Raw genomic sequence first — 19,197 nt, forward strand, 5'->3', positions numbered from 1 at the left:
GCCCGAGTCACGAAGCGCGGCCCGCCCCCGGGTCCCGGCGCGGCCGATCCAGGCCCTGATCCGCCGCCTTACGGGGGGTCGAGTACGGACCTTCGCGAGATGCCGTAATAATGCTCCCGTGGCGACAGCAACCGCGAACCCAAAATCAGCACCGACACCAGCACATGGTGCGGCAAAGCGTCCTGACCTGGTGAGCGTTGGCACCATCGTTTGGTTGGCCAACGAGCTCATGTTCTTCGCTGCGCTGTTCGCGATGTACTTCACCATCCGATCGGTGATCAACGGCAACCCCGACCTGGGGCTCTGGCCCGACGCACACCTCAACGTGCTCTGGGCGTCGACGATCACCGTGGTCCTGGTGGCTTCCAGCTTCACCGCTCAGGCCGGCGTGTTCGCCGCCGAGCGCGGTGACGTCAAGAAGCTGCGCATGTGGTTCTTCATCTCGTTCTTCATGGGCCTGTTCTTCGTCATGGGCCAGGCGTACGAGTACTACGAACTCATCGTGCACGAGGGCCTGACCCTTCAGTCCAGCCCCTACGGGTCGATGTTCTATCTGACCACGGGCTTCCACGGACTCCACGTCATCGGTGGTCTGATCGCGTTCCTCATCATGCTGGGACGCACGTACGCAGCGAAGCGCTTCACTCACCAGCAGGCGACCAGTGCGATCGTCGTGTCCTACTACTGGCACTTCGTCGACGTGGTCTGGATCGCTTTGTTCTTCACCATCTACTTCATCCAGTAACCCGAAACGGGGAAACCGTGAAATGGATTACCGCGCGGCGACGGCATCCCCTTGCGGGGTATGTCGTCGTCATCCTCGCGTTGGCCCTGTTCGGGGTGGGGTACGCCGGATTGGCCCCCACCGCCGACCAGGCGCAGGCGCAGACCCTCGCCGCTGACGCTCCGTCTCCCGAGGACGTGGACGTCGCCGAGGGCAAGACCGTCTTCGACCAGACCTGCGCCACGTGCCACGGTCTGGACGGTTCGGGCAGCAAGGTCGGCCCGGACCTGCGCGACGTCGGTCCCGCGGCGATCGACTTCCAGGTCAGCACCGGCCGTATGCCGTCCATGAACCCGGACGCGCAGATGCCGCGCAAGCCGATGGTCATGACCGAGCAGGAACTGGTCAACCTGATCGCCTACTACAACGAGTCGATCCGCAGCGGCACCAACGGTGCCGACGTCCCCTACGACGTCCCGGGCGGCGCCCCGGGCTACGACGACTTCAAGCCGCTCCGCAGCGACTTCGCCGAAGGCGAGGCCGGCTCCGAGGAGTACGAGGCGGCACTGGAGGAGGCCGAGGCCGAGTACCGGACGGCGCTTGAGGAGTACCAGGACGAGTACGACGAGTACATCGCCGGTGCCGACAACACCGATATGGGCATGCGCCTCTACCTGACCAACTGCGCCCACTGCCACGGTTGGTCCGGCGGCGGCGGCGCGCTCACCGACGGTCGGTGGGCCCCCGAGATCCACGAATCCACTCCCCGTGAGATCTACGAGGCCATGGTCAGCGGCCCCGGTGCCATGCCCATGTTCAGCGACGGCGTCATCGACCCGGAGGAGAAGCAGGAGCTCATCTCCTACGTCAAGACCCTCCAGGCCGAACCGAATGCCGGCGGCATCTTCGACCTGGACCGGGTCGGCCAGGTCGCCGAAGGCCTGATCGGGTGGGTCGTCGGACTCGCCCTGATCGTCGCCTGCGCGATCTGGATCACCGCGAAGCAGCGTGCCCATGACTGAGAACAACATCGATAACACCGGGGACGACACGCCGAAGCGCGTGGTCGGCACCCCGGCGGCCGAGGAGCCCGTGGTGTCCGTCGAGGCCGAGCAGGCCCGGGACGACCACAACGGCCCCTACCCGGCCTCCGAGACCCACTTCAACTCCGAAGAGGTCCAGCGTCGGGGCGAGAAGGTCGCCTCCGCCTGGTTCATCATCGCCTTCCTGGGCGGTATCGGGTTCCTGGTCTCCTACTTCCTCTTCACACCGGGACAGATCGCGGACCCGCAGTACGGCCAGTACTCGAACATGCTCCTGGGTGGCACGCTCACCCTCGCCATGTTCGGTATCGGCGCCGGTATGACCGTGTGGGCCCGCAAGGTCATGCCTCACTACGAGGTCTCCTCGCCCTACGACGAGCTGCCCTCCAACGACGAGGAGAAGGGGTCCTTCAGCGCCTTCTTCATGCAGGGCGCCGACGAGAGCGGGTTCACCAAGCGCCCGCTCATGCGCCGCACCCTGATCCTGGCGATGGTGCCGCTGGGCCTGGCCCCGATCGTGCTGCTGCGCGACACCGGCCCGTTGCCCGGCGACAAGCTCAAGAACACGCCGTGGGAGGACGGCCGTCGCATGTACGTGGAGGGCACGCACCGCTACGTGCGTGCCGAGGACCTGGAGAACGACCCGTACGGGATGATCTCCGCCCTCCCCGCCGTCGACGACGATCACTACCCGCACGGGATCAGCCTCAACGACGCCGCCAAGTCCGTCATCCTCCTCATCAAGATGCCCGAGGAGGACTGGCAGCCGAGCATGAACGACGAGATCGAGGTCGACGGTGAGACCGGTACGCGTCTGAACTGGACGCACAACGGGATCATCGCCTACTCCAAGATCTGCACGCACGTCGGCTGCCCTGCGGCCCTGTACGAGCGCACGACGCACCGCATCCTGTGCCCGTGCCACCAGTCCACGTTCGACGCGTCGGACGCCGCCAAGGTCGTCTTCGGCCCGGCCCACCGGCCGCTGCCGCAGCTCCCCATCGGCGTCGACGATGAGGGTTACCTCATCGCCAAGGGCGACTTCACGGAGCCGCCCGGTCCGACGTTCTGGGATTACGCGAAGGACTAGTCGATGAGCAAGACAACGCAGGCTCCCAAGGCGCTACGCGGCGTCGGAAACTTCATCGACGACCGCTTCCACGTGGCCAAGATGGGCGAGAAGAACCTTCGCAAGGTCTTCCCGAACCACTGGTCGTTCATGCTGGGCGAGATCGCGCTCTACTCGTTCATCATCCTGCTCGTCACGGGTGTCTTCCTCACGCTCTGGTTCAAGCCGAGCATGATGGAGGTCGTCTACGACGGGCCCTACGAGCGTCTCAACGGTGTCGTGATGTCGGAGGCCTACGCCTCGACACTGCACATCGACTTCGCGGTGCGCGGTGGGTTCCTGGTCCGCCAGATCCACCACTGGGCCGCGCTGATCTTCGTCGCGGCACTCGTCGTGCACATGCTCCGGGTGTTCTTCACCGGCGCCTTCCGCAAGCCGCGCGAGATCAACTGGCTGATCGGTGTCTCGATCTTCGTCCTGGCGATGCTCGAAGGCCTCTTCGGCTACTCGCTGCCGGACGACCTGCCCTCCGGCATGGGCGTCCGCATCCTCCAGGGCGTGATGCTCGCGCTGCCGCTGGTCGGCACGTACATCTCGATGTTCCTGTTCGGCGGGGAGTTCCCCGGCGAGGACATCATCACGCGCCTGTACATGCTGCACGTGTTGGCGATCCCGGCGCTGCTGCTGGGTCTGATCGTCGCGCACTTCATGATCCTGTGGCACCAGAAGCACACCCAGTACCCGGGACCGGGGCGAACGGACAAGACCGTGGTGGGAACCCCGATGTTCCCCGGCTTCGCGGTCAAGGCCGGCGGATTCTTCTTCTTCACGTTCGCCGTGATCGCGGGCCTGAGCGCTTTCGTGCAGGTCAACCCGATCCACCTGTTCGGTCCGTTCACCCCGACGTCCATCACCTCCGGGCTCCAGCCCGACTGGTACATGGGCTTCATGGAGGGGTCGCTGCGGATCTTCCCGAACACGCTCGACTTCCAGATCTTCGGGTACGCCGTTCCGATCGGTGTGCTGGTGCCGGGTCTCATCGTTCCGGGCATCATCTTCGGTGGCCTGGGGGCGTGGCCGTTCATCGAGCAGTGGATCACCGGTGACAAGCGGGCGCACAACGTGGCCGACCGGCCGCGCAACGCCCCGGTCCGCACCGGTGTCGGCGTCGCGGGCATCACCTTCTACGGGGTCCTGTGGCTGGCCGGGTCGAACGACATCCTCTCGGAGACCTTCTCGATCAACCTGTACCTGACCACGTACATCTTCCGTGTGCTGGCCATCGTCGGGCCGATCCTCGCCTTCATCATCACCAAGCGCATCTGCCTGGGGCTCCAGCGCCGTGACCGGGAGACCCTGGAGCACGGCTACGAGAGCGGCATCATCCGGCAGCTGCCCAGTGGTGAGTTCATCGAGGTCCACAAGCGCAACTCTCACGAGACCATCGAGGTGCTGGCGTCCAAGCCGACCATCACCTCCACGGCGCTCACCGAGGAGCAGGTGGACGACAAGGGCGTGGAGAACCCCGAGGGCCGCAAGCCCAAGGGACGCCTCCGTCGGGCCCTGGCCGAGTGGTACACGAAGGACAACGTGTCGGTGGAGGGGGTGCGGCCGCACAGCGGTCACCACCTGCACCACTCGGACGAGGCACTGAAGGAGCACACCTCCTCCCACTAGAGGGGCGTGGATCCGGTAGCAACCGTTTCACCCCGAGGGGACCCGGCCGAGAGCCGGGTCCCTTCGTCGTTCCCGGAAGGTCGGGCCCGCCCCCGGGGCCGGGAGGCCGGACCTGCTCCGCCGTGTCCTCGGACCGTGGTCCCGCGGTGGGAATCCGGGTTCCCACCGCGAGGGCGCCGACGGTGGGACCCGGGAGGGCCGTGTGAGGGTCCTGGGGCGTGTCGCGGGGCTTCGCGCCGCATCGGGCGCCCGACCCCGGGGGTGAGGCCCTCACCGGCCACTACGCGCGCCCGGGGCCCCGTTGGGTGCGGCCGGGGCCGGCCGAGGTCGTGAACCGCGGCTCCAGCGAGGGGTGGTGACCCGTGGCGGGTGGGGGCGGACCCCGAGTGGGCGGGGTCGGATCGTTCGGCCCGGTCGGTCGATGCGCGCAGCCCTGCGAGGCTTCGGGCGAAGGGGCGTCCCTCGCGGCTTCGCACGGGATCGGATCGTTCGGCCCGGTCAGGGGCGTGATCCGTGCTCGGGGAGCGGTACGGGGGGCGACCGTCCGGGGCGGACGGGGGTCCATCCCTCGGTGCGGGGCCCCTGGGAGAGACGGGACCGCCGGGGAGTCCGGTATGTCGGAGGTTTCGGCGGAACCGAAAAGCCGGTCCTCCTGGAGAGGAGGACCGGCTCGTCAGAGGGGGAGATCAGACCGAGTAGATCTCCTCGATCTCCTTGCTCCACTCCTTGTTGACCACGTGGCGCTTCACCTTGAGGGAGGCGGTCATCTGGCCGCTCTCCTCGGTGAAGTCCGAGGGCAGGATCTTGAACTTCTTGATCGCCTCGGCCTTGGACACGGCCTGGTTGGCGTGGTCGACCGCCTCCTGGATCGCCGAGACCAGGTCCGGGTCCTCGGTCAGCTCGGGGATGCCGCCGGTCTTCTTGTTGGCGTCCTTCCACTGCTCGAAGGACTCGGGGTCGATCGTGATCAGGGCCGCGATGAACTTGCGGTTGTCGCCGACCACCATGCACTGGCTCACCAGGGCGTTGGCGCGGATGCGGTCTTCGAGCACGGCCGGTGCCACGTTCTTGCCGCCCGCGGTGACGATGATCTCCTTCTTGCGGCCGGTGATGCTGAGGAAACCGTCGTCGTCGAGCGAACCGAGGTCGCCGCTGCGGTAGAAGCCGTCCTCGGTGAAGGCCTCCTTGGTGGCCTTCTCGTTGTTCCAGTAGCCCGCCATGATGTGGTCGCCCTTGAGGAGGACCTCTCCGTCCTCGGCGATGCGGATGGTGGTGCCCGGCATCGGCTGGCCGACGCTGCCGATCTTGTTGAACTCCGGGCTGTTCACCGAGGTCGGCGCGGTGCTCTCGGTGAGGCCGTAGCCCTCGATGATGGTGAAGCCGATACCGCGGAAGAAGTGGCCCAGGCGGGCGCCCAGCGCGGAACCGCCGGAGACGGCGTAATCGGCGTTGCCGCCCAGCGCCGCGAGGAGCTTGCCGTAGACCAGCTTGCCGAAGAGGGCGTGCTTGAGCTTCAGGGTGAGGGGGATGCGGCCCGTCGCGAGCGCCTGGCTGTAGGCGATGGCGGTGTCGGCCGCCGCGGCGAAGATCTTGCCCTTGCCGGCGGCGGTGGCCTTCTGCTCGGCCTTGGTGTACACCTTCTCGAACACGCGGGGCACCGCGAGCAGGAAGGTCGGCTTGAACACCGAGAACTGCTCGATGAGGTCGGGCCCGGTGGACGGGTAGTGGCCGATGGTGGCCTTGGCCTCGATGACCATGACCTGCACGAAGCGGGCGAAGACGTGGGCCAGCGGCAGGAAGAGGAGGGTGGAGGGGTTCTCCTTGCCGCGCAGGACCTGCTTGGCCGGCCCCTCCAGCGCGCTGTGCGCGATGAACAGGAAGTTGCGGTGGGTCAGCACGCAACCCTTGGGGCGCCCGGTGGTGCCGGAGGTGTAGATGAGGGTGGCGGTGTCGTCGGCCTTGGCGGCGGTACGACGCTCCTCCAGGTCGGTGACCTCGGCGCCGGCCTCACGGAGCGCGGTGAACTCCGGACCCTCGAAGCGCCAGATCTCCTTGAGTTCCGGGGTCTTCTCACGGATGGACTCGACACGCTCCGCGTGGGCGGCGCTCTCGACGAAGATCGCCTTGGCGGAGGAGTCGGAGAGGATCCACTCGATCTGCTCGGCGGAGGAGGTCTCGTAGATCGGGACGGTGACCGCCCCGATGGACCAGATCGCGTAGTCGATCACGGTCCACTCGTAGCGGGTGCGCGACAGCAGGGCGACGCGGTCGCCGTGCTCGATGCCTGCGTTGATCAAGGCCTTGGCGTACGCGGCGACCTCGCCGTGCAGCTCCGCGACGGTGATGTCGCGCCACTGGCCGGCCTCCTGGCGGCGGGCTGCGACGGCGTTCGGCTCACTGGCGGCGCGCGCGTAGAGCGTGTCGGTCAGCCGCGCGTCGTCGGAGATCTCAGCCTTAGCGGGAGAGCTGTATTCGCGCACGTGATGCTCCTGGACGTGTACGGGTACTGAATGTGTGGGGACGTGACGACGGTAACAACACAAGGCTACTGATGAGTAGAACGTGTTGCCGTTCGGTATCCAACGGTGATCCGGAGTTGACCGGCCGACCTGGGGCGACGCGAACTATACGCCCGACATGTGCTTCGTGCACATCAGGTTAACTTCGTCCGCTTTGCTCGCAACGTTCAACACTCCCTCGCCCATCCCTGGTTCTCCCCTGATCCTTCCCCGGGAGACGTCTCCTCGGGCTCCGCGTTGGCTAACGTGAAGCGGGAATCAGCCCGTTCAGAGGAGGACCTGATGGCGGAGAACACCGGTCGTGGCACCGATGACATCATCGACGACGCCCTGAGATTGGTCGACGGACTCCAGCGCAAGTTGTTGATCGCCGGGGTCAAGCGCGGCGTGGGCGCGGTCACCTCTCCTCCCCCCAAGGGGGACGTCTGGGAGGAGGCCGTCCGGCTGGAGGACCCCGAGCCGCGTCCGGTCCTGGAGGAGGTCTTCGACATCGTCCGCACCTCGGCTCCGGAGATCGCCGGGCACCTCGGCCGGGCCGGACTGGGCGTCGTCGACGCGCTGGGCCGCACCTGGGGAGTCGTCGAACGCTCCCTTGAGCGACCGGCCTCCGAGCACGCGCCCGACACCCGTGCCCCGTGGCGCTCCGAAGACGGGGAACGCCAGGTCACCTCGGGTTAGTCAGGTGGGGTGTCCAGGGCGTCCCGAGCCTGGTTTAATCGAATGGTTTACACCATTTGAAAAGACCCATGCCATGGGCCTGGCTACTTATGTCAGAGTTCGGGCGTAAGTGAGAAGGAGTCGCCCCTCATGCTGACCATCGGAGTGGACATCGGCGGGACCAAGGTCGCCGCCGGGGTGGTCGACCACAACGGGCGAATCCTGGACCGGGTCAAGTACCCCACCCCCGCCAACGACCCCCGCGGACTGGCCGACGTCGTCGCCAAGGCCGTCGAGGAGCTGCGCGGCCGTCGGCACGGCGTCGTGCAGGCCGTCGGCGTGGGCGTCGCCGGGTTCGTGGACGAGGACCGGGCCACCGTGCAGATCGCCGTCAACCTGGGCCTGCGCGACGACCCCCTCAAGGAGCGGATCCAGCAACGGGTGGGTCTGCCCGTCGTCATCGAGAACGACGCCAACGCCGCGGCGTGGGCCGAGGCCCGCTTCGGCGCCGGACGGGGCAGCGATCACATCGTCTGCGTCACCCTCGGCACCGGTATCGGCGGCGGCCTGGTCATCGGCGGCCGGCTGCACCGGGGCCGCTTCGGCGTCGCGGCCGAGGTCGGCCACTACCGCGTGGTGCCCCACGGCCGTCGTTGCGCCTGCGGCAACCACGGCTGCTGGGAGCAGTACGCCAGCGGTCGCGCCCTGGTGGCCGCGGGCCAGGACCTGGCCCGTACCGACCCGGTGGCGGCCGAGCGGATGCTCAAGCTCGCCGGCGGCGTCGTCGAGCAGATCGAGGGCCACATCATCACCCAGGCCGCGATGGAGGGTGACGAGGGCGCCCTGACGTGCTTCCGCACCATCGGGGAGTGGGCCGGGGTCGGCCTGGCCGACCTGGCCGCGATCCTGGACCCGGAGTGCTTCGTCCTCGGCGGCGGTGTCTCCGACGCCGGTTCGATCCTGCTGGAGCCGGTCCGCGACGCCTTCGCCCGCAACGTCTCGGGTCGCCCCGGTCGCCGGTTGGCCGAGATCCGTCTGGCCGAGCTCGGCGGTGAGGCCGGCATCGTCGGCGCCGGGGACCTGACCCGTCACTGACATACGCGAACGGCCTCGGTGCTCCGCGCACCGAGGCCGTTCGCACGTCCTTACTCGGAGGCCTGCCTCCTCGCGGCCTTCTTCTCCGCCCGGCCGGCCCGACGCTCCTCCTTGCGGCGCGTCCTCTCCGCGCGACGACGCTCCTTGTCGTCGGCGTTCTGCTCCTTGCGCGCCTCGCGCGCCTCCTCTTCGAGCTCCGCCTTGACCGCCTGGGCGTACCGGTCCACGTACTCCTGACCGGACAGCTCCATGAGCGCGTACATGATCTCGTCGGTGACGGCGCGCAGGACCCGCTGGTCCTTCTCCATGCCGTAGTAGCGGGAGAAGTCCAGGGCCTTGCCGAACTTCACCTGGGGCCGGATGCCCAACTTGGGCACGGTCCGCCCCGGCGGCATGATCTTGTCCGCGTTGATCATCGCCATCGGCACGACCGGTACCCGCGCCTCCAGCGCGATCCGGGCCACCCCGGTGCGCCCCCGGTACAGCTTGCCGTCGGGGGACCGCGTGCCCTCGGGGTAGATGCCGAGCAGCTCGCCGCGCTTGAGCACCTTCAGTCCGGTGCGCAGCGCCGCCTCACTGGCCTTGCCCCCGGAGCGGTCGATGGGGATCTGTCCCACGCCGGAGAAGAAGGCCCTGCTGGCCAGGCCCTTGACGCCGGTCCCGGTGAAGTACTCCGACTTGGCCAGGAACGTGATCCTGCGCGGCAGCGGAAGCGGGCCGAAGAAGTGGTCGGAGAAGGACAGGTGGTTGCCCACCATGAGGGCCGGGCCACGGCGCGGCACGTTCTCCACACCCTCGGCGCGGGGTTGCCACAGCACGGCCAGGATCGGCCCCAGAATCGCCTTGACCACCCAGTAGAACATCTCTTCGGATCACCCCTGCACACGCGGGGAGCCTCCGGGCAGGGTCTGCCGCGTCTCACTGTCCCGCTCGGCCAGCACTGCGACGAGGATACTCAGTCCACGGCACGTGATGCGCGACACCCCTCTTCCGGTACGAGAACGGAACATGGGGGCCACCCATGACAAACGGTCCGCCGAACGGTTAGCCTCACGCCTGTGAAGCCGGGGTGACCGCCGCGGCGCCGTACGCGTTCCCTGGGGGCAGTTCCGTGAGACCGACCGACGATACCGTTCTGATCCCCGGTGCGGAACCCTTCAGCCACCGGGGATCCGATGTCGGCGTCCTCCTGTGCCACGGATTCACCGGTTCCCCGCGCTCCATGCGCCCCTGGGCCGATCACCTGGCCGCCGCGGGGCTCAGCGTCGAGCTGCCCCTGCTGCCCGGGCACGGCACCGTCTGGACCGACATGGCGCTCACCACCAGCGACGACTGGTACGCCGAGGTCGAGCGGGCGTTGCTGGACCTGTCCTCGCGCTGCTCCGAGGTCTTCGTCATGGGCCTGTCCATGGGCGGCGCGCTCTCCCTGAGGCTGGCCCAGGAACACCCCGACCTGGTCCGGGGCGCCGTCCTGGTCAACCCCTCGCTGGCGATCGAGGACCCGCGACTGCCGGTCATCGCGCCGTTCCGCGGCCTGGTCGCCCGTCTCCTGCCCTTCACCCCCGGTGTGGAGAGCGACATCGCCAAGGACGACGTCGGTCGAGGTGAGGGGGGATACGACCGGGTGCCGACCGCGGCAGCGGCGACACTCCCGAAGCTGTGGCGCGCGGTTCAGGAGGGCATGTCCGGTTTGCGTGCGCCGATTCTGGCCTACCGAAGCCCCCAGGACCACGTCGTCGGACCCCGCAGTCTGCGTATGCTCGCTAAGAGAGCGGTCAACACCCGGCTGACGATCCATCTGCTCCACGACAGCTACCACGTGGCGACCCTCGACCATGACGCCGCCGACATCTTCGACGGAAGCCTCGCCTTCGTGCGGGCCCACGCCAGAAGCGGGGAAGGAGCCGACCGATGACACAACGTCGGGGTAACGGCCTGCTCGCCGATACCTACGTGCCCCTGATCCTGCTCGCGCCCTCGCACGCCGACCTGATGCTGGAGGCGTTGCGGCGCAGCGGCATCGCGGCCTACGCGGTGCCACTGACCGAGGACGTGCTGGAGCCGCCGGGGGGTGACGTCGAGGACCCGCCGACCGACCACCTGTACGTCGACGCCGAGGAACGGATCGCCGCCGAACACGTCCTCGGCGCCGAGCTGCCCGACCTGGGGGTGCGCTCAGCGCCGGAATCGGAGGGCAGGCGTGAACCCCGCGCGGAGGGCGAGGAGGAGTCCGCCGACCCCGCCGGGGAGCCCCCGGAGTCGGTCATCGGCGGCGACCTGCTGGACGGGCCGCCCGAGAACGTCGACCCCGACGCGCCTTCGGCCCCCGGTGCCGACGAGGACGACGTGTGGAACGACCTCGTCGCCCGTTTCTACGACGACGACGGTCCGCCCGCGCGCGGCGCCCTGTGGCCCGACGCCGAGAACGCCGGACCGTCCTCGCCCCCGGACCGGGGGGACGCCTCCCCGTTCGGCGACATCCTCGCCGGAGACCCCGCCGACGAGGACGACGACGAGGAGGCCCTGCGGCGTGCCGAGGACGAGCTGGAGGGCCACTACGAGCCCCCGCCCCCGCCTCCGCTGCTCCAGGGCGACCGGCTCGGCATCGCGGCCTGGTTCGGTCTCCTGGGCGGACCCGCCCTGGTGTTCGGCGCCGCCTTCCTGGGCCTGACCCTGCCCAACTGGGCGATGTTCATGGCGGTCGTGGCGTTCCTGGTCGGTTTCGTCGTGCTCATCCTGCGCATGACCGACAGCAGACCGCCCGGCGACGGCGGTCCCGACAACGGGGCGGTGGTCTGACCCCTGGGCTTCGACATCCCCCTGTGGCGCGGGATCTCCCTCTTCCGCGCCGCGGCCCTCGTCTACGCGCTGCTGCTGCTCGTCCAGCACCACGAGCACCTGTCCCGCACTTGGCTGGCCTGGACGGTCCTGGTCGTGATGGCCGCGTGGACGGTGATCACGGCCTCCGCCTACGCCCGCCCCGAGCTGCGCACCCGGCGACTGGTCTGCGCGGACCTGGCGGTGGCCTTCTCCTGCCTGTTCGCCACCGCTCCGGCCGCCGTCCCCTTCTACCTGACCCAGGCCCCGCCGCTGAGCGGGTACTGGTTCGCCGGCGCGGCCCTGGCCGCGGGGGTGGTCTGGGGGCGTCGCGGCGCCGCCACGGTCGCCGTGCTGTACGGGATCGCCGATCTGACGCTGCGCGTCATCATGGACGCCCGGATCACCCCCGCCACCGCCCGGGGCGTGGTCCTGCTCCTGCTGGCCGGGCTGGCGGTGGCGTACATGGCGCGGGTGGCCGCGCAGGCGGAGCGGCGGTTCGCCCGCGCGGTGGCCCTGGAGGCGCGTCTGCGCGAACGCGAACAGCTGGCCCGGTCCATCCACGACTCGGTGCTCCAGGTGCTGTCCATGGTGAGCAGGCGCGGTGCCGAGGCCGGGGGAGAGGCCGCCGAGATCGGCCGCATGGCCGGTGAACAGGAGGTCCGGTTGCGCGCGCTGATCACCGCGGACCTGCCCCGCGTCGGATCGGTCGCCCCCGGAGATCCTCCCCCCGACCCGCTCTCACCCCCGGGCCCCGCAGCCGCCTCCGACGAGGAGGTGGATCTGCGCGACCCGGTGCGCCGGCTGGAGTCGGTGCTCGTGTCGGTGTCCGCGCCCGCCACTCCGGTGCCGTTGCCGCAGAGCGCCGTCACCGAGTTCGTCGCGGCGATCGAGGCGGCCCTGGCCAACGTGGAACGACACTGCCCCACCGGGACCCGCGCCTGGATCCTGGTGGAGGACGAGGACGACACCGTCACCGTGACGGTGCGCGACGAGGGCCCCGGCATTCCCGAGGGGCGGCTGGAACGGGCCGGAGGGGAGGGCCGCCTGGGCGTGGCCCAGTCGATCCGGGGCCGGCTGCGCGATCTGGGGGGCACCGCCGAGATCCTCTCCGTGCCGGGCCAGGGCACCGAGGTGGAGATGTGCCTGCCCCGAGTGCCGTGAGCCGGCCGCTCACAACGGTGGTCCCTGCCCCGGCTCCTCCTGATGGGAGAAGCGCTGTTCACGCCAGGCCTCGGCCCGGTTGTGGTAACCGCGTTCCTCCCAGAAGCCCCGCCGGTCGGCGGTCATGTACTCCACGGCCCGCAACCACTTCACGCTCTTCCAGCCGTACAGGTGCGGCACCACCAGCCGCAGCGGGTGGCCGTTCTCCGGGGCCAACGGGACCCCGCCCCGGTGGGTCGCCAGCACCACGTCCTCCGCGAGGAAGTCGTCCAGGCGCAGGTTGGCGCTGTAACCGTACTCGCCCCACGCCATCACGTGCGTGACCTCCGGGTCGGGCGGCGCCGCCGCCACCAGGTCCACGGCGCGCACCCCGCTCCAGACCACGTCGGGCACGCTGAACCGCATCACGCAGTGGAAGTCGCTCACGGTGTCGGTACGGGGCAGGTCGGCGAACTCCTCCCACGTCCATCGGTACGACCCCAGGTCCTCGGTCGCCCCCATGACCCGGAAGTCCCATCTCCCCGGTCGAAAGGCGGGCACCGGCCCGTAGTACAGGGGCCGGTGCCGTGTTCGTACGGCCTGGCCGGGCGGCAGTCGCCGGGGATCGTCGCCATCCCGGCCTTCCGTTGCCTCGGACACGCAATCCCCCGTTCGTCTCGTCCACCGGCCATCCTGCCAGGCGTCAACGAGAGGTAGGTCACTCGCCCCACCTGTGCGGCGGGAGCGCGACCGTGCGCTATAGTCACAGCCATGCAGCGGAACTTCTGGCGTTTTTATGGCTACCGGCCCGATACCCCGGTCGCCTGTAAAGCGCTGCGCTGACACAGACGATTCGAGCCCCGGGCCGGTAACGGCCCGGGGCTTTTCGCGTTCCGGACCGCACCGGCGTCACGGCTCTCCCGCACCACACCCAACGACAGCAGGGACACCCACATGGTCATCGTGATGGCACCGGACGCCACTTCCCACGACATCGACTCCATCGTCGAACTGGTCACCTCCGCGGGCGGCGAGGCCTACGTCACCCGAGGCGTCAGCCGCACCATCATCGGCCTCGTCGGGGACGTCGAGCGGTTCCGTGATCTGGGCCTGGCCGCCAAGCCCGGCGTCGCCGACGTACTGCGCATCTCCGCCCCCTACAAGCTGGTCAGCCGGGAGAACCACGACAGCCGCACCGTCGTCGGCGTCCGCGGCGTGCCGATCGGCGGCGACCACGTCACGGTCATCGCCGGCCCGTGCGCCGTGGAGACCCCCGAGCAGACCCTGGAGGCGGCCCGGATGGCGCTCGCCGCCGGCGCGTCCCTGCTGCGCGGAGGCGCCTACAAGCCCCGCACCTCCCCCTACGCCTTCCAGGGACTGGGCGAGGCCGGCCTCAAGATCCTCGCCGACGTGCGCGAGGAGACCGGGCTGCCGATCGTCACCGAGGTCGTCGACGCCGCCGACGTCGAACTGGTCGCCTCCTACGCCGACATGCTCCAGATCGGCACCCGCAACATGCAGAACTTCGCCCTGCTCCAGGCGGCGGGCGCGGCCGGCAAGCCGGTGCTGCTCAAGCGCGGCATGAGCGCCACCATCGAGGAGTGGTTGATGGCCGCCGAGTACATCGCCCAGCAGGGCAACCTCGACATCGTCCTGTGCGAGCGCGGCATCCGCACCTTCGAGAAGGCCACGCGCAACACCCTGGACATCAGTGCCGTGCCGGTCGCCCAGAGCCTGTCCCACCTGCCGGTCATCGTGGACCCGTCCCACTCCGGCGGTAAGCGCTCCCTGGTGCTGCCGCTGTCCCGGGCCGCCATCGCGGTCGGCGCCGACGGTGTCATCGTCGACGTCCACCCGAGCCCCGAGACCGCCCTGTGCGACGGCCCGCAGGCCCTGCTCCAGGAGGACCTCGCCGAGCTGCGGGACCTGGCGGAGACCCTGGCCGCCCTGACCGGCCGTGGTCTCACCCCCGCACCCGGCCACGAGCTGGCCGGTCTGTAGGGCCTGTTCCGGGGGCGTCCTCCCGTCGACCGATGAGCGGTCGGCGCGGGAGAACGCCCCCGGCCCCTGCTTCTGCCGCGGTCGTGCGGTGAACGCACCCCGACACCGATCGAGGCGGGCGGCGGCCAAGGAGCGCACCCGGGGACCTGGTCCAGCGGCCTCGGGAACCGCGCTTCGCGTGCTTCACGATCCTCCGGAACCGACACGGTGGTCGCGACCTCCCGAAAGCCAGGGTGTCGCGACCACCGTCAGAGCCCGACCGCGCGGGCCCCGTCGTGCGGGGCGGTGACCCCCACGGGGTTCCGGACGCCGACGGAGCGGACCTCTTCGAGGAAGGAGGCCGTCGACCGAGGACTCCCGTCCTCCGGGCGCCCCGCCCCGCCGGAGCGCGGCGCGGACGCCCGAAGGAACCGGACTCAGACCCGTACGGCGGCGGCCTTGGCCGTCTCCAGACGGGCGGGGGCGGCCTCGCCCAGGAAGCTGGGCTTGTGCACCTGGGCGGTGGTCACCAGGTACTCGGCGAGCTCCTCGGCGTCCAGCCGCTTCTCGATCTGACGCAGATCGGGGATCTTCGCCGCGGTCTCGACCTGACGCGGGGTCAGCATGGTGCAGCAGTCCTCGTCGGGCAGCTCCGAGATGGCCAGGGTCCCGATCTTGCGGGCCTGGTCCATGATCTCGGTCTTGTCCATGCCGATGAGCGGGCGCAGGATCGGCAGGTCCACCGCGTCGTCCAGCGCCGTCAGGTTGGTCATGGTCTGGCTGGAGACCTGTCCCAGGGCGTCACCGGTGATGAGGCACTCGGCCTTCAGGTCGTCGGCGAGGACCTCGGCGGTCTTGAGCATGAGCCGTCGCTGGGCGACGATCTGCAACCGCTCGATCCCCGAGCTCTTCAGCTGCTGCTGGGCCTTGCCGAAGGGGATCACGAACAGCCGGGACCCCACCTGGTAGCGGTCGAGCTGACGGACCAGGCTGTAGGCCTTGTAGATCGACTCCGGGCCGGTGAAGGGCATCCCGGAGAAGTGCAGGAAGTCCACCTTCAGACCGCGCCGGATCATCCGGTGGGCGGCCACCGGCGAGTCGATGCCGCCCGACATCAGCACCAGACCGCGACCGCTCATCCCGGCGGGCAGTCCGCCCTGGCCGGGGATGCCGTCGGTGAACACGAACGCCTCGTCCTTGTCCACCTCGACGAACAGGGTGTTGTCGGGGCGCTTGAGGTTCACCGGGAGGCCGTGCGCCTCGATGATCTTGGAGCCGAGGTACCCGGCCAGCTCCGAGGAGGTCACCTCGAACCGCTTGTCCCGGCGGCGGGCGCGCACCGCGAAGCTCCCCTGGCGCCCTTCCAGGGAGCGCACGGCCACGTCGGTGATGGCGGCCAGGTCCTTGGGCACCCGGCGCACCAGGTGCACCCAGACGACGCCCATGACGTTGGCCATGCGGTCGGCGATCTCGGCGACCTCGATGTCGGACGCCTCCGGCTTGCGCACGATGATGACGCCGGCCCCGCGCTGGGAGAGGCGGACCTCGCCCAGGTCGCGCACCGAGGAGCGGATGTTGTTGTGCAGACGGCGCTCGAACAGCTTGCGGTTGGAACCCTTGAGGACGATCTCGCCGAGCTTCATGAGCACGCAGAGTTCGCCCAGTCCGTCTCCGACGCCGGTCACGGGGGACGGCGCGGACTCAAGCGACGCGGACATGGTGCTACCTCCGGTTGGAACGCATTGATGCCCGGTTGCTCGTCATGGACCGGCGGTGGCGGGAAACCGGGATCGCCCATCGCCGTACTTCTTCCAGTATCGAACATCCTCCCCACCGCTCCATCCAATTTCGGCCCGGACGGAAGAGGGCGCAGCCGTGTGGACACCGTGCGTATCCGTGAGGGGAAACCTAGGATCACGGCATGGCCTTGTTCGTCCACCTCACCCCCGCCGCGAACACCGTGCGGCTGCGCCGCTCGGGGGTCCGTGCGGCCGGCCGCGGTCACGGCGGGGAACGCGGCGTGTACTGCTTCCCCATGCTGCCCTGCTACACGCTCACCCACCAGTGGCTGCGAGAACTCGCACATGACGACGACCACCGCCGCTTCGTCGCGGTGCACATCCGGCTCGACGACGCGCAGCCGGTGACCGTCGGTCACCACGCGACGCGACCCCGGTGGGTCACGGCGCGGGAGGCGGTCCGGGTCGTGCGGGAGCTGCCGGACCCGCACGGGTGGGAGGTGTTCGTCCCCAGAACGGTCACCGTCCGTGAGATACATCGGGTGCGCGGGGTGGCCCGGGGTGTGGGACCGCACACGACGGACGCGGGAGATCCGCGGGAGTGCCCGTGCCGCGTCCGGATCGCGGAGCCGGTCCTGCTGTGAAAAGACGATCGTCCCCTCCCCGCGCACGGGGAGGGGACGATCCACGGGCGGCCGTGGCCCGACGCCCGATACGGGGGAACGTGTTCCTTCCGCCCGTCGCCCTCGACGCCGGCCCGCGGTCTGTCCGTCTCGCGGGCGGCCCGGCGACCGGCGGCTTCCCTTCCTTCCCCCGGGAACCGGTGGGGGCTCAGCCGAAGAAGACCTCGGCCTCGGCGTAGCGCTCGGCCGGGACGGTCTTGAGGGTGTCGGTGGCCTCGGCCAGGTCCACGAGGACGATGTCGGTGCCCTGGAGGCCGACCATCTTGCCGAACGCCTTCTCGTGCACCGCGTCGATGGCGTTGACGCCCAGGCGGGTGGCGAGCACGCGGTCGAAGGCGGTGGGGGTGCCGCCGCGCTGCACGTGGCCCAGGACCACCGAGCGGGCCTCCTTGCCGGTGCGCTGCTCGATCTCCTCCGCCAGCCGCTGGCCGATGCCGCCCAGACGCACGTGGCCGAAGGAGTCCGTCTCGCCGGTGGCCAGCTGCATCTGGCCTTCCTTGGGGTGGGCGCCCTCGGCGACGACGATGATCGGCGCGTACTGGGTCCGGAAGCGGCTCTCGACGTGGCGGACGACCTCGTCGATGTCGAAGGGGCGCTCGGGGATGAGGATGACGTTCGCCCCGGCGGCCATGCCCGAGTGCAGGGCGATCCACCCGGCGTGGCGGCCCATGACCTCCACGACCAGCGCGCGGTGGTGCGACTCGGCGGTGGTGTGCAGGCGGTCGATCGCCTCCATGGCGATGTTGACGGCCGTGTCGAAACCGAAGGTGTAGTCGGTCGCGTTGAGGTCGTTGTCGATGGTCTTGGGCACGCCGACCACGTTGACGCCGCGGTCGTGCAGTTGGCGGGCCACGCCCAGGGTGTCCTCGCCGCCGATGGCCACCAGGGCGTCGACGCCCAGACCGGCCATGTTGTCCTTGACCCGCTCGACACCGCCCTCGATCTTCATCAGGTTGGTGCGGGAGGAGCCCAGGATGGTGCCGCCGCGCGGAAGGATGCCGCGCACGGCCTCGACGTCCAGGGCCATGGTGTCGCCCTCCAGGGGGCCGCGCCAGCCGTCCCGGAAACCGACGAACTCGTAGCCGTAGTCCTTGATGCCCTTGCGGACCACGGCCCGGATGACCGCGTTCAGACCAGGGCAGTCGCCGCCACCGGTCAGCACCCCGACGCGCATACGAATCTCCTCGACGTTGTGGGTTCCACGGCGCATGGCGCCATATGGTCTAGACCATAGTCCTCAGGGCGATCCCAGGCCAACCCGGGCCGGTGAACATGCTCCGAACTCGCGCGAGGCCCGTCCCGAACAGGCTTTTCGTGTTCGTTCGTCCTGCGTGTCCGGGTCAGTCGTCCAGGCCGCGATCGATGGCGTAGCGGACCAGTTCGACCCTGTTGTGCAGGTGCAGTTTGGTGAGGGTGTTCTGCACGTGGTTCTGCACGGTGCGATGGGCGATCGACAGCCGCTGCGCGATCTGCTTGTAGGCCAAGCCCTTGGCGACCAGGCGCAGCACCTCGGTCTCGCGCGGGGTCAGCGCGGGGGAGGGATCGTCCCGGCCGCGCTCCCGCGAGGACAGCCTGCGGTACTCGCCCAGGACCAGGCCCGCCAGCCCGGGCGTGTAGACGGCCTCGCCCCGGTGCACCCGACGCACCGCGTCGAGGAGTTCGTCCCGGCCCGCGGACTTGACCAGGTAACCCGTGGCCCCCGCCTTCACGGCGGCCAGCACGTCGTCCCCGGCCCCGCTCGCCGACAGCACCAGCACCCGGGGCGGTTCGGCCAGCGCCATCAGACCCGCCGTCAACTCCACCCCGGTCATGTCCGGCAGGTGCATGTCGACGACGGCCAGGGTGGGCCGGGCCGCAGGGGCGATCCGCAGGGCCTTGGCGCCGTCGCCCGCCGTGCCCACCACCGTGACACCGGCCTCATCGAGGTCGCGCGCCACGGCGTCGCGCCACATGGGGTGGTCGTCCACGACCAGCACCCGGATCTCCTCGCTGCTCTCCATCACATCCTCCTGGGGGCCCCTGCTCCGGCCGGTGGGGATCGGTCACCTCGG

17 protein-coding genes are annotated in these 19,197 nt (G+C 69.5%); 11 read left to right on the forward strand and 6 right to left on the reverse strand.

From position 1 onward, the window contains the following. The first annotated feature begins 118 nt into the window (after nt 1-118). The 4 genes from ctaE to qcrB are packed head-to-tail and all read left to right on the forward strand — an operon-like array spanning nt 119 to nt 4,513. Nucleotides 119-745, forward strand: coding sequence for an aa3-type cytochrome oxidase subunit III (gene ctaE / locus PWG71_RS22915; protein WP_446725082.1), 627 nt, complete (start codon nt 119-121; stop codon nt 743-745). 17 nt (nt 746-762) lie between these two features. Continuing rightward, complete coding sequence (locus PWG71_RS22920) at nt 763-1,746, forward strand: cytochrome c (protein ID WP_446725083.1); 984 nt, start codon at nt 763-765, stop codon at nt 1,744-1,746. After that, nucleotides 1,739-2,857 carry a cytochrome bc1 complex Rieske iron-sulfur subunit gene (qcrA, locus tag PWG71_RS22925; protein ID WP_274812012.1) on the forward strand — a complete coding sequence of 373 codons (1,119 nt, stop codon included), beginning with the start codon at nt 1,739-1,741 and terminating at the stop codon, nt 2,855-2,857. Before PWG71_RS22920 ends, qcrA begins: the two co-directional genes overlap by 8 nt. 3 nt (nt 2,858-2,860) lie before the next feature. Further along, nucleotides 2,861-4,513, forward strand: coding sequence for a cytochrome bc1 complex cytochrome b subunit (gene qcrB / locus PWG71_RS22930; protein WP_274812013.1), 1,653 nt, complete (start codon nt 2,861-2,863; stop codon nt 4,511-4,513). 686 nt (nt 4,514-5,199) lie between these two features. Here qcrB and PWG71_RS22935 read toward each other — a convergent pair. Then, the gene (locus PWG71_RS22935; RefSeq protein ID WP_274812014.1) at nt 5,200-6,993 is read right to left on the reverse strand and encodes an AMP-dependent synthetase/ligase; all 1,794 of its coding nucleotides are present in this window, start codon (nt 6,991-6,993) and stop codon (nt 5,200-5,202) included. 321 nt (nt 6,994-7,314) lie between these two features. Here PWG71_RS22935 and PWG71_RS22940 point away from each other — a divergent pair, with 321 nt between their 5' ends. Together PWG71_RS22940 and PWG71_RS22945 are read left to right on the forward strand one after the other, a co-directional pair. After that, nucleotides 7,315-7,710 carry a hypothetical protein gene (locus PWG71_RS22940; RefSeq protein WP_274812015.1) on the forward strand — a complete coding sequence of 132 codons (396 nt, stop codon included), beginning with the start codon at nt 7,315-7,317 and terminating at the stop codon, nt 7,708-7,710. 129 nt (nt 7,711-7,839) lie between these two features. Next, entirely contained in the window at nt 7,840-8,784 is a 945-nt protein-coding gene (locus PWG71_RS22945; RefSeq protein ID WP_274812016.1) for an ROK family glucokinase, read from the forward strand. A 50-nt stretch (nt 8,785-8,834) separates the two neighbouring features. On the opposite strand, the gene PWG71_RS22950 is transcribed toward PWG71_RS22945, so the two are convergent. Further along, nucleotides 8,835-9,647 (reverse strand): lysophospholipid acyltransferase family protein, encoded by an 813-nt coding sequence (locus PWG71_RS22950; protein ID WP_274812017.1) that lies wholly within the window; start codon nt 9,645-9,647, stop codon nt 8,835-8,837. A gap of 248 nt (nt 9,648-9,895) precedes the next feature. On the opposite strand from PWG71_RS22950, the gene PWG71_RS22955 reads away from it, so the two are divergent. Genes PWG71_RS22955 through macS form a run of 3 tightly spaced genes read left to right on the forward strand, consistent with a single transcriptional unit; the run spans nt 9,896 to nt 12,765 of the window. Continuing rightward, complete coding sequence (locus PWG71_RS22955) at nt 9,896-10,699, forward strand: alpha/beta hydrolase (RefSeq protein ID WP_274812018.1); 804 nt, start codon at nt 9,896-9,898, stop codon at nt 10,697-10,699. Further along, complete coding sequence (locus tag PWG71_RS22960; RefSeq protein ID WP_274812019.1) at nt 10,696-11,583, forward strand: hypothetical protein; 888 nt, start codon at nt 10,696-10,698, stop codon at nt 11,581-11,583. Before PWG71_RS22955 ends, PWG71_RS22960 begins: the two co-directional genes overlap by 4 nt. Before the next feature lie 33 nt (nt 11,584-11,616). Beyond that, nucleotides 11,617-12,765: a MacS family sensor histidine kinase gene (gene macS, locus PWG71_RS22965; RefSeq protein ID WP_446725086.1), complete on the forward strand. Its 1,149-nt coding sequence runs from the start codon at nt 11,617-11,619 to the stop codon at nt 12,763-12,765. A 9-nt stretch (nt 12,766-12,774) separates the two neighbouring features. On the opposite strand, the gene PWG71_RS22970 is transcribed toward macS, so the two are convergent. Beyond that, a complete protein-coding gene (locus PWG71_RS22970; RefSeq protein ID WP_274812096.1) occupies nt 12,775-13,359 on the reverse strand; it encodes a molybdopterin-dependent oxidoreductase in 585 nt (194 codons plus the stop codon). A gap of 339 nt (nt 13,360-13,698) precedes the next feature. Here PWG71_RS22970 and aroF point away from each other — a divergent pair, with 339 nt between their 5' ends. After that, nucleotides 13,699-14,745: a 3-deoxy-7-phosphoheptulonate synthase gene (aroF, locus tag PWG71_RS22975; RefSeq protein ID WP_274812020.1), complete on the forward strand. Its 1,047-nt coding sequence runs from the start codon at nt 13,699-13,701 to the stop codon at nt 14,743-14,745. A gap of 416 nt (nt 14,746-15,161) precedes the next feature. On the opposite strand, the gene thiI is transcribed toward aroF, so the two are convergent. Continuing rightward, on the reverse strand, nt 15,162-16,442 hold the full coding sequence (gene thiI / locus PWG71_RS22980; protein ID WP_274812021.1) for a tRNA uracil 4-sulfurtransferase ThiI: 1,281 nt from the start codon (nt 16,440-16,442) through the stop codon (nt 15,162-15,164). A gap of 203 nt (nt 16,443-16,645) precedes the next feature. Between thiI and PWG71_RS22985 the strand changes: the two genes are divergently transcribed. Beyond that, complete coding sequence (locus PWG71_RS22985; RefSeq protein WP_274812022.1) at nt 16,646-17,107, forward strand: hypothetical protein; 462 nt, start codon at nt 16,646-16,648, stop codon at nt 17,105-17,107. 187 nt (nt 17,108-17,294) lie between these two features. Here PWG71_RS22985 and PWG71_RS22990 read toward each other — a convergent pair whose 3' ends face one another. Both PWG71_RS22990 and PWG71_RS22995 read right to left on the reverse strand, forming a co-directional pair. Then, complete coding sequence (locus PWG71_RS22990; RefSeq protein ID WP_274812097.1) at nt 17,295-18,320, reverse strand: 6-phosphofructokinase; 1,026 nt, start codon at nt 18,318-18,320, stop codon at nt 17,295-17,297. Nucleotides 18,321-18,486: 166 nt separating this feature from the next. Then, nucleotides 18,487-19,146 (reverse strand): response regulator, encoded by a 660-nt coding sequence (locus PWG71_RS22995; RefSeq protein WP_274812023.1) that lies wholly within the window; start codon nt 19,144-19,146, stop codon nt 18,487-18,489. Between the last annotated feature and the right edge of the window lie 51 nt (nt 19,147-19,197).

It is taken from the genome of Nocardiopsis sp. N85 (assembly GCF_028882275.1).
GTDB classification, from domain to species: Bacteria; Actinomycetota; Actinomycetes; order Streptosporangiales; family Streptosporangiaceae; genus Nocardiopsis; species Nocardiopsis lambiniae.

What these genes read in the sequence shown, in the direction of transcription:
- PWG71_RS22950 (WP_274812017.1), bottom strand. Translation starts at nt 9,647, where the DNA reads ATGTTCTACTGGGTGGTCAAGGCGATTCTGGGGCCGATCCTGGCCGTG.
- qcrB (WP_274812013.1), top strand. Translation starts at nt 2,861, where the DNA reads ATGAGCAAGACAACGCAGGCTCCCAAGGCGCTACGCGGCGTCGGAAAC.
- PWG71_RS22995 (WP_274812023.1), bottom strand. Translation starts at nt 19,146, where the DNA reads ATGGAGAGCAGCGAGGAGATCCGGGTGCTGGTCGTGGACGACCACCCC.
- PWG71_RS22960 (WP_274812019.1), top strand. Translation starts at nt 10,696, where the DNA reads ATGACACAACGTCGGGGTAACGGCCTGCTCGCCGATACCTACGTGCCC.
- aroF (WP_274812020.1), top strand. Translation starts at nt 13,699, where the DNA reads ATGGTCATCGTGATGGCACCGGACGCCACTTCCCACGACATCGACTCC.
- PWG71_RS22945 (WP_274812016.1), top strand. Translation starts at nt 7,840, where the DNA reads ATGCTGACCATCGGAGTGGACATCGGCGGGACCAAGGTCGCCGCCGGG.
- PWG71_RS22990 (WP_274812097.1), bottom strand. Translation starts at nt 18,320, where the DNA reads ATGCGCGTCGGGGTGCTGACCGGTGGCGGCGACTGCCCTGGTCTGAAC.
- qcrA (WP_274812012.1), top strand. Translation starts at nt 1,739, where the DNA reads ATGACTGAGAACAACATCGATAACACCGGGGACGACACGCCGAAGCGC.
- PWG71_RS22940 (WP_274812015.1), top strand. Translation starts at nt 7,315, where the DNA reads ATGGCGGAGAACACCGGTCGTGGCACCGATGACATCATCGACGACGCC.
- thiI (WP_274812021.1), bottom strand. Translation starts at nt 16,442, where the DNA reads ATGTCCGCGTCGCTTGAGTCCGCGCCGTCCCCCGTGACCGGCGTCGGA.
- PWG71_RS22985 (WP_274812022.1), top strand. Translation starts at nt 16,646, where the DNA reads ATGGCCTTGTTCGTCCACCTCACCCCCGCCGCGAACACCGTGCGGCTG.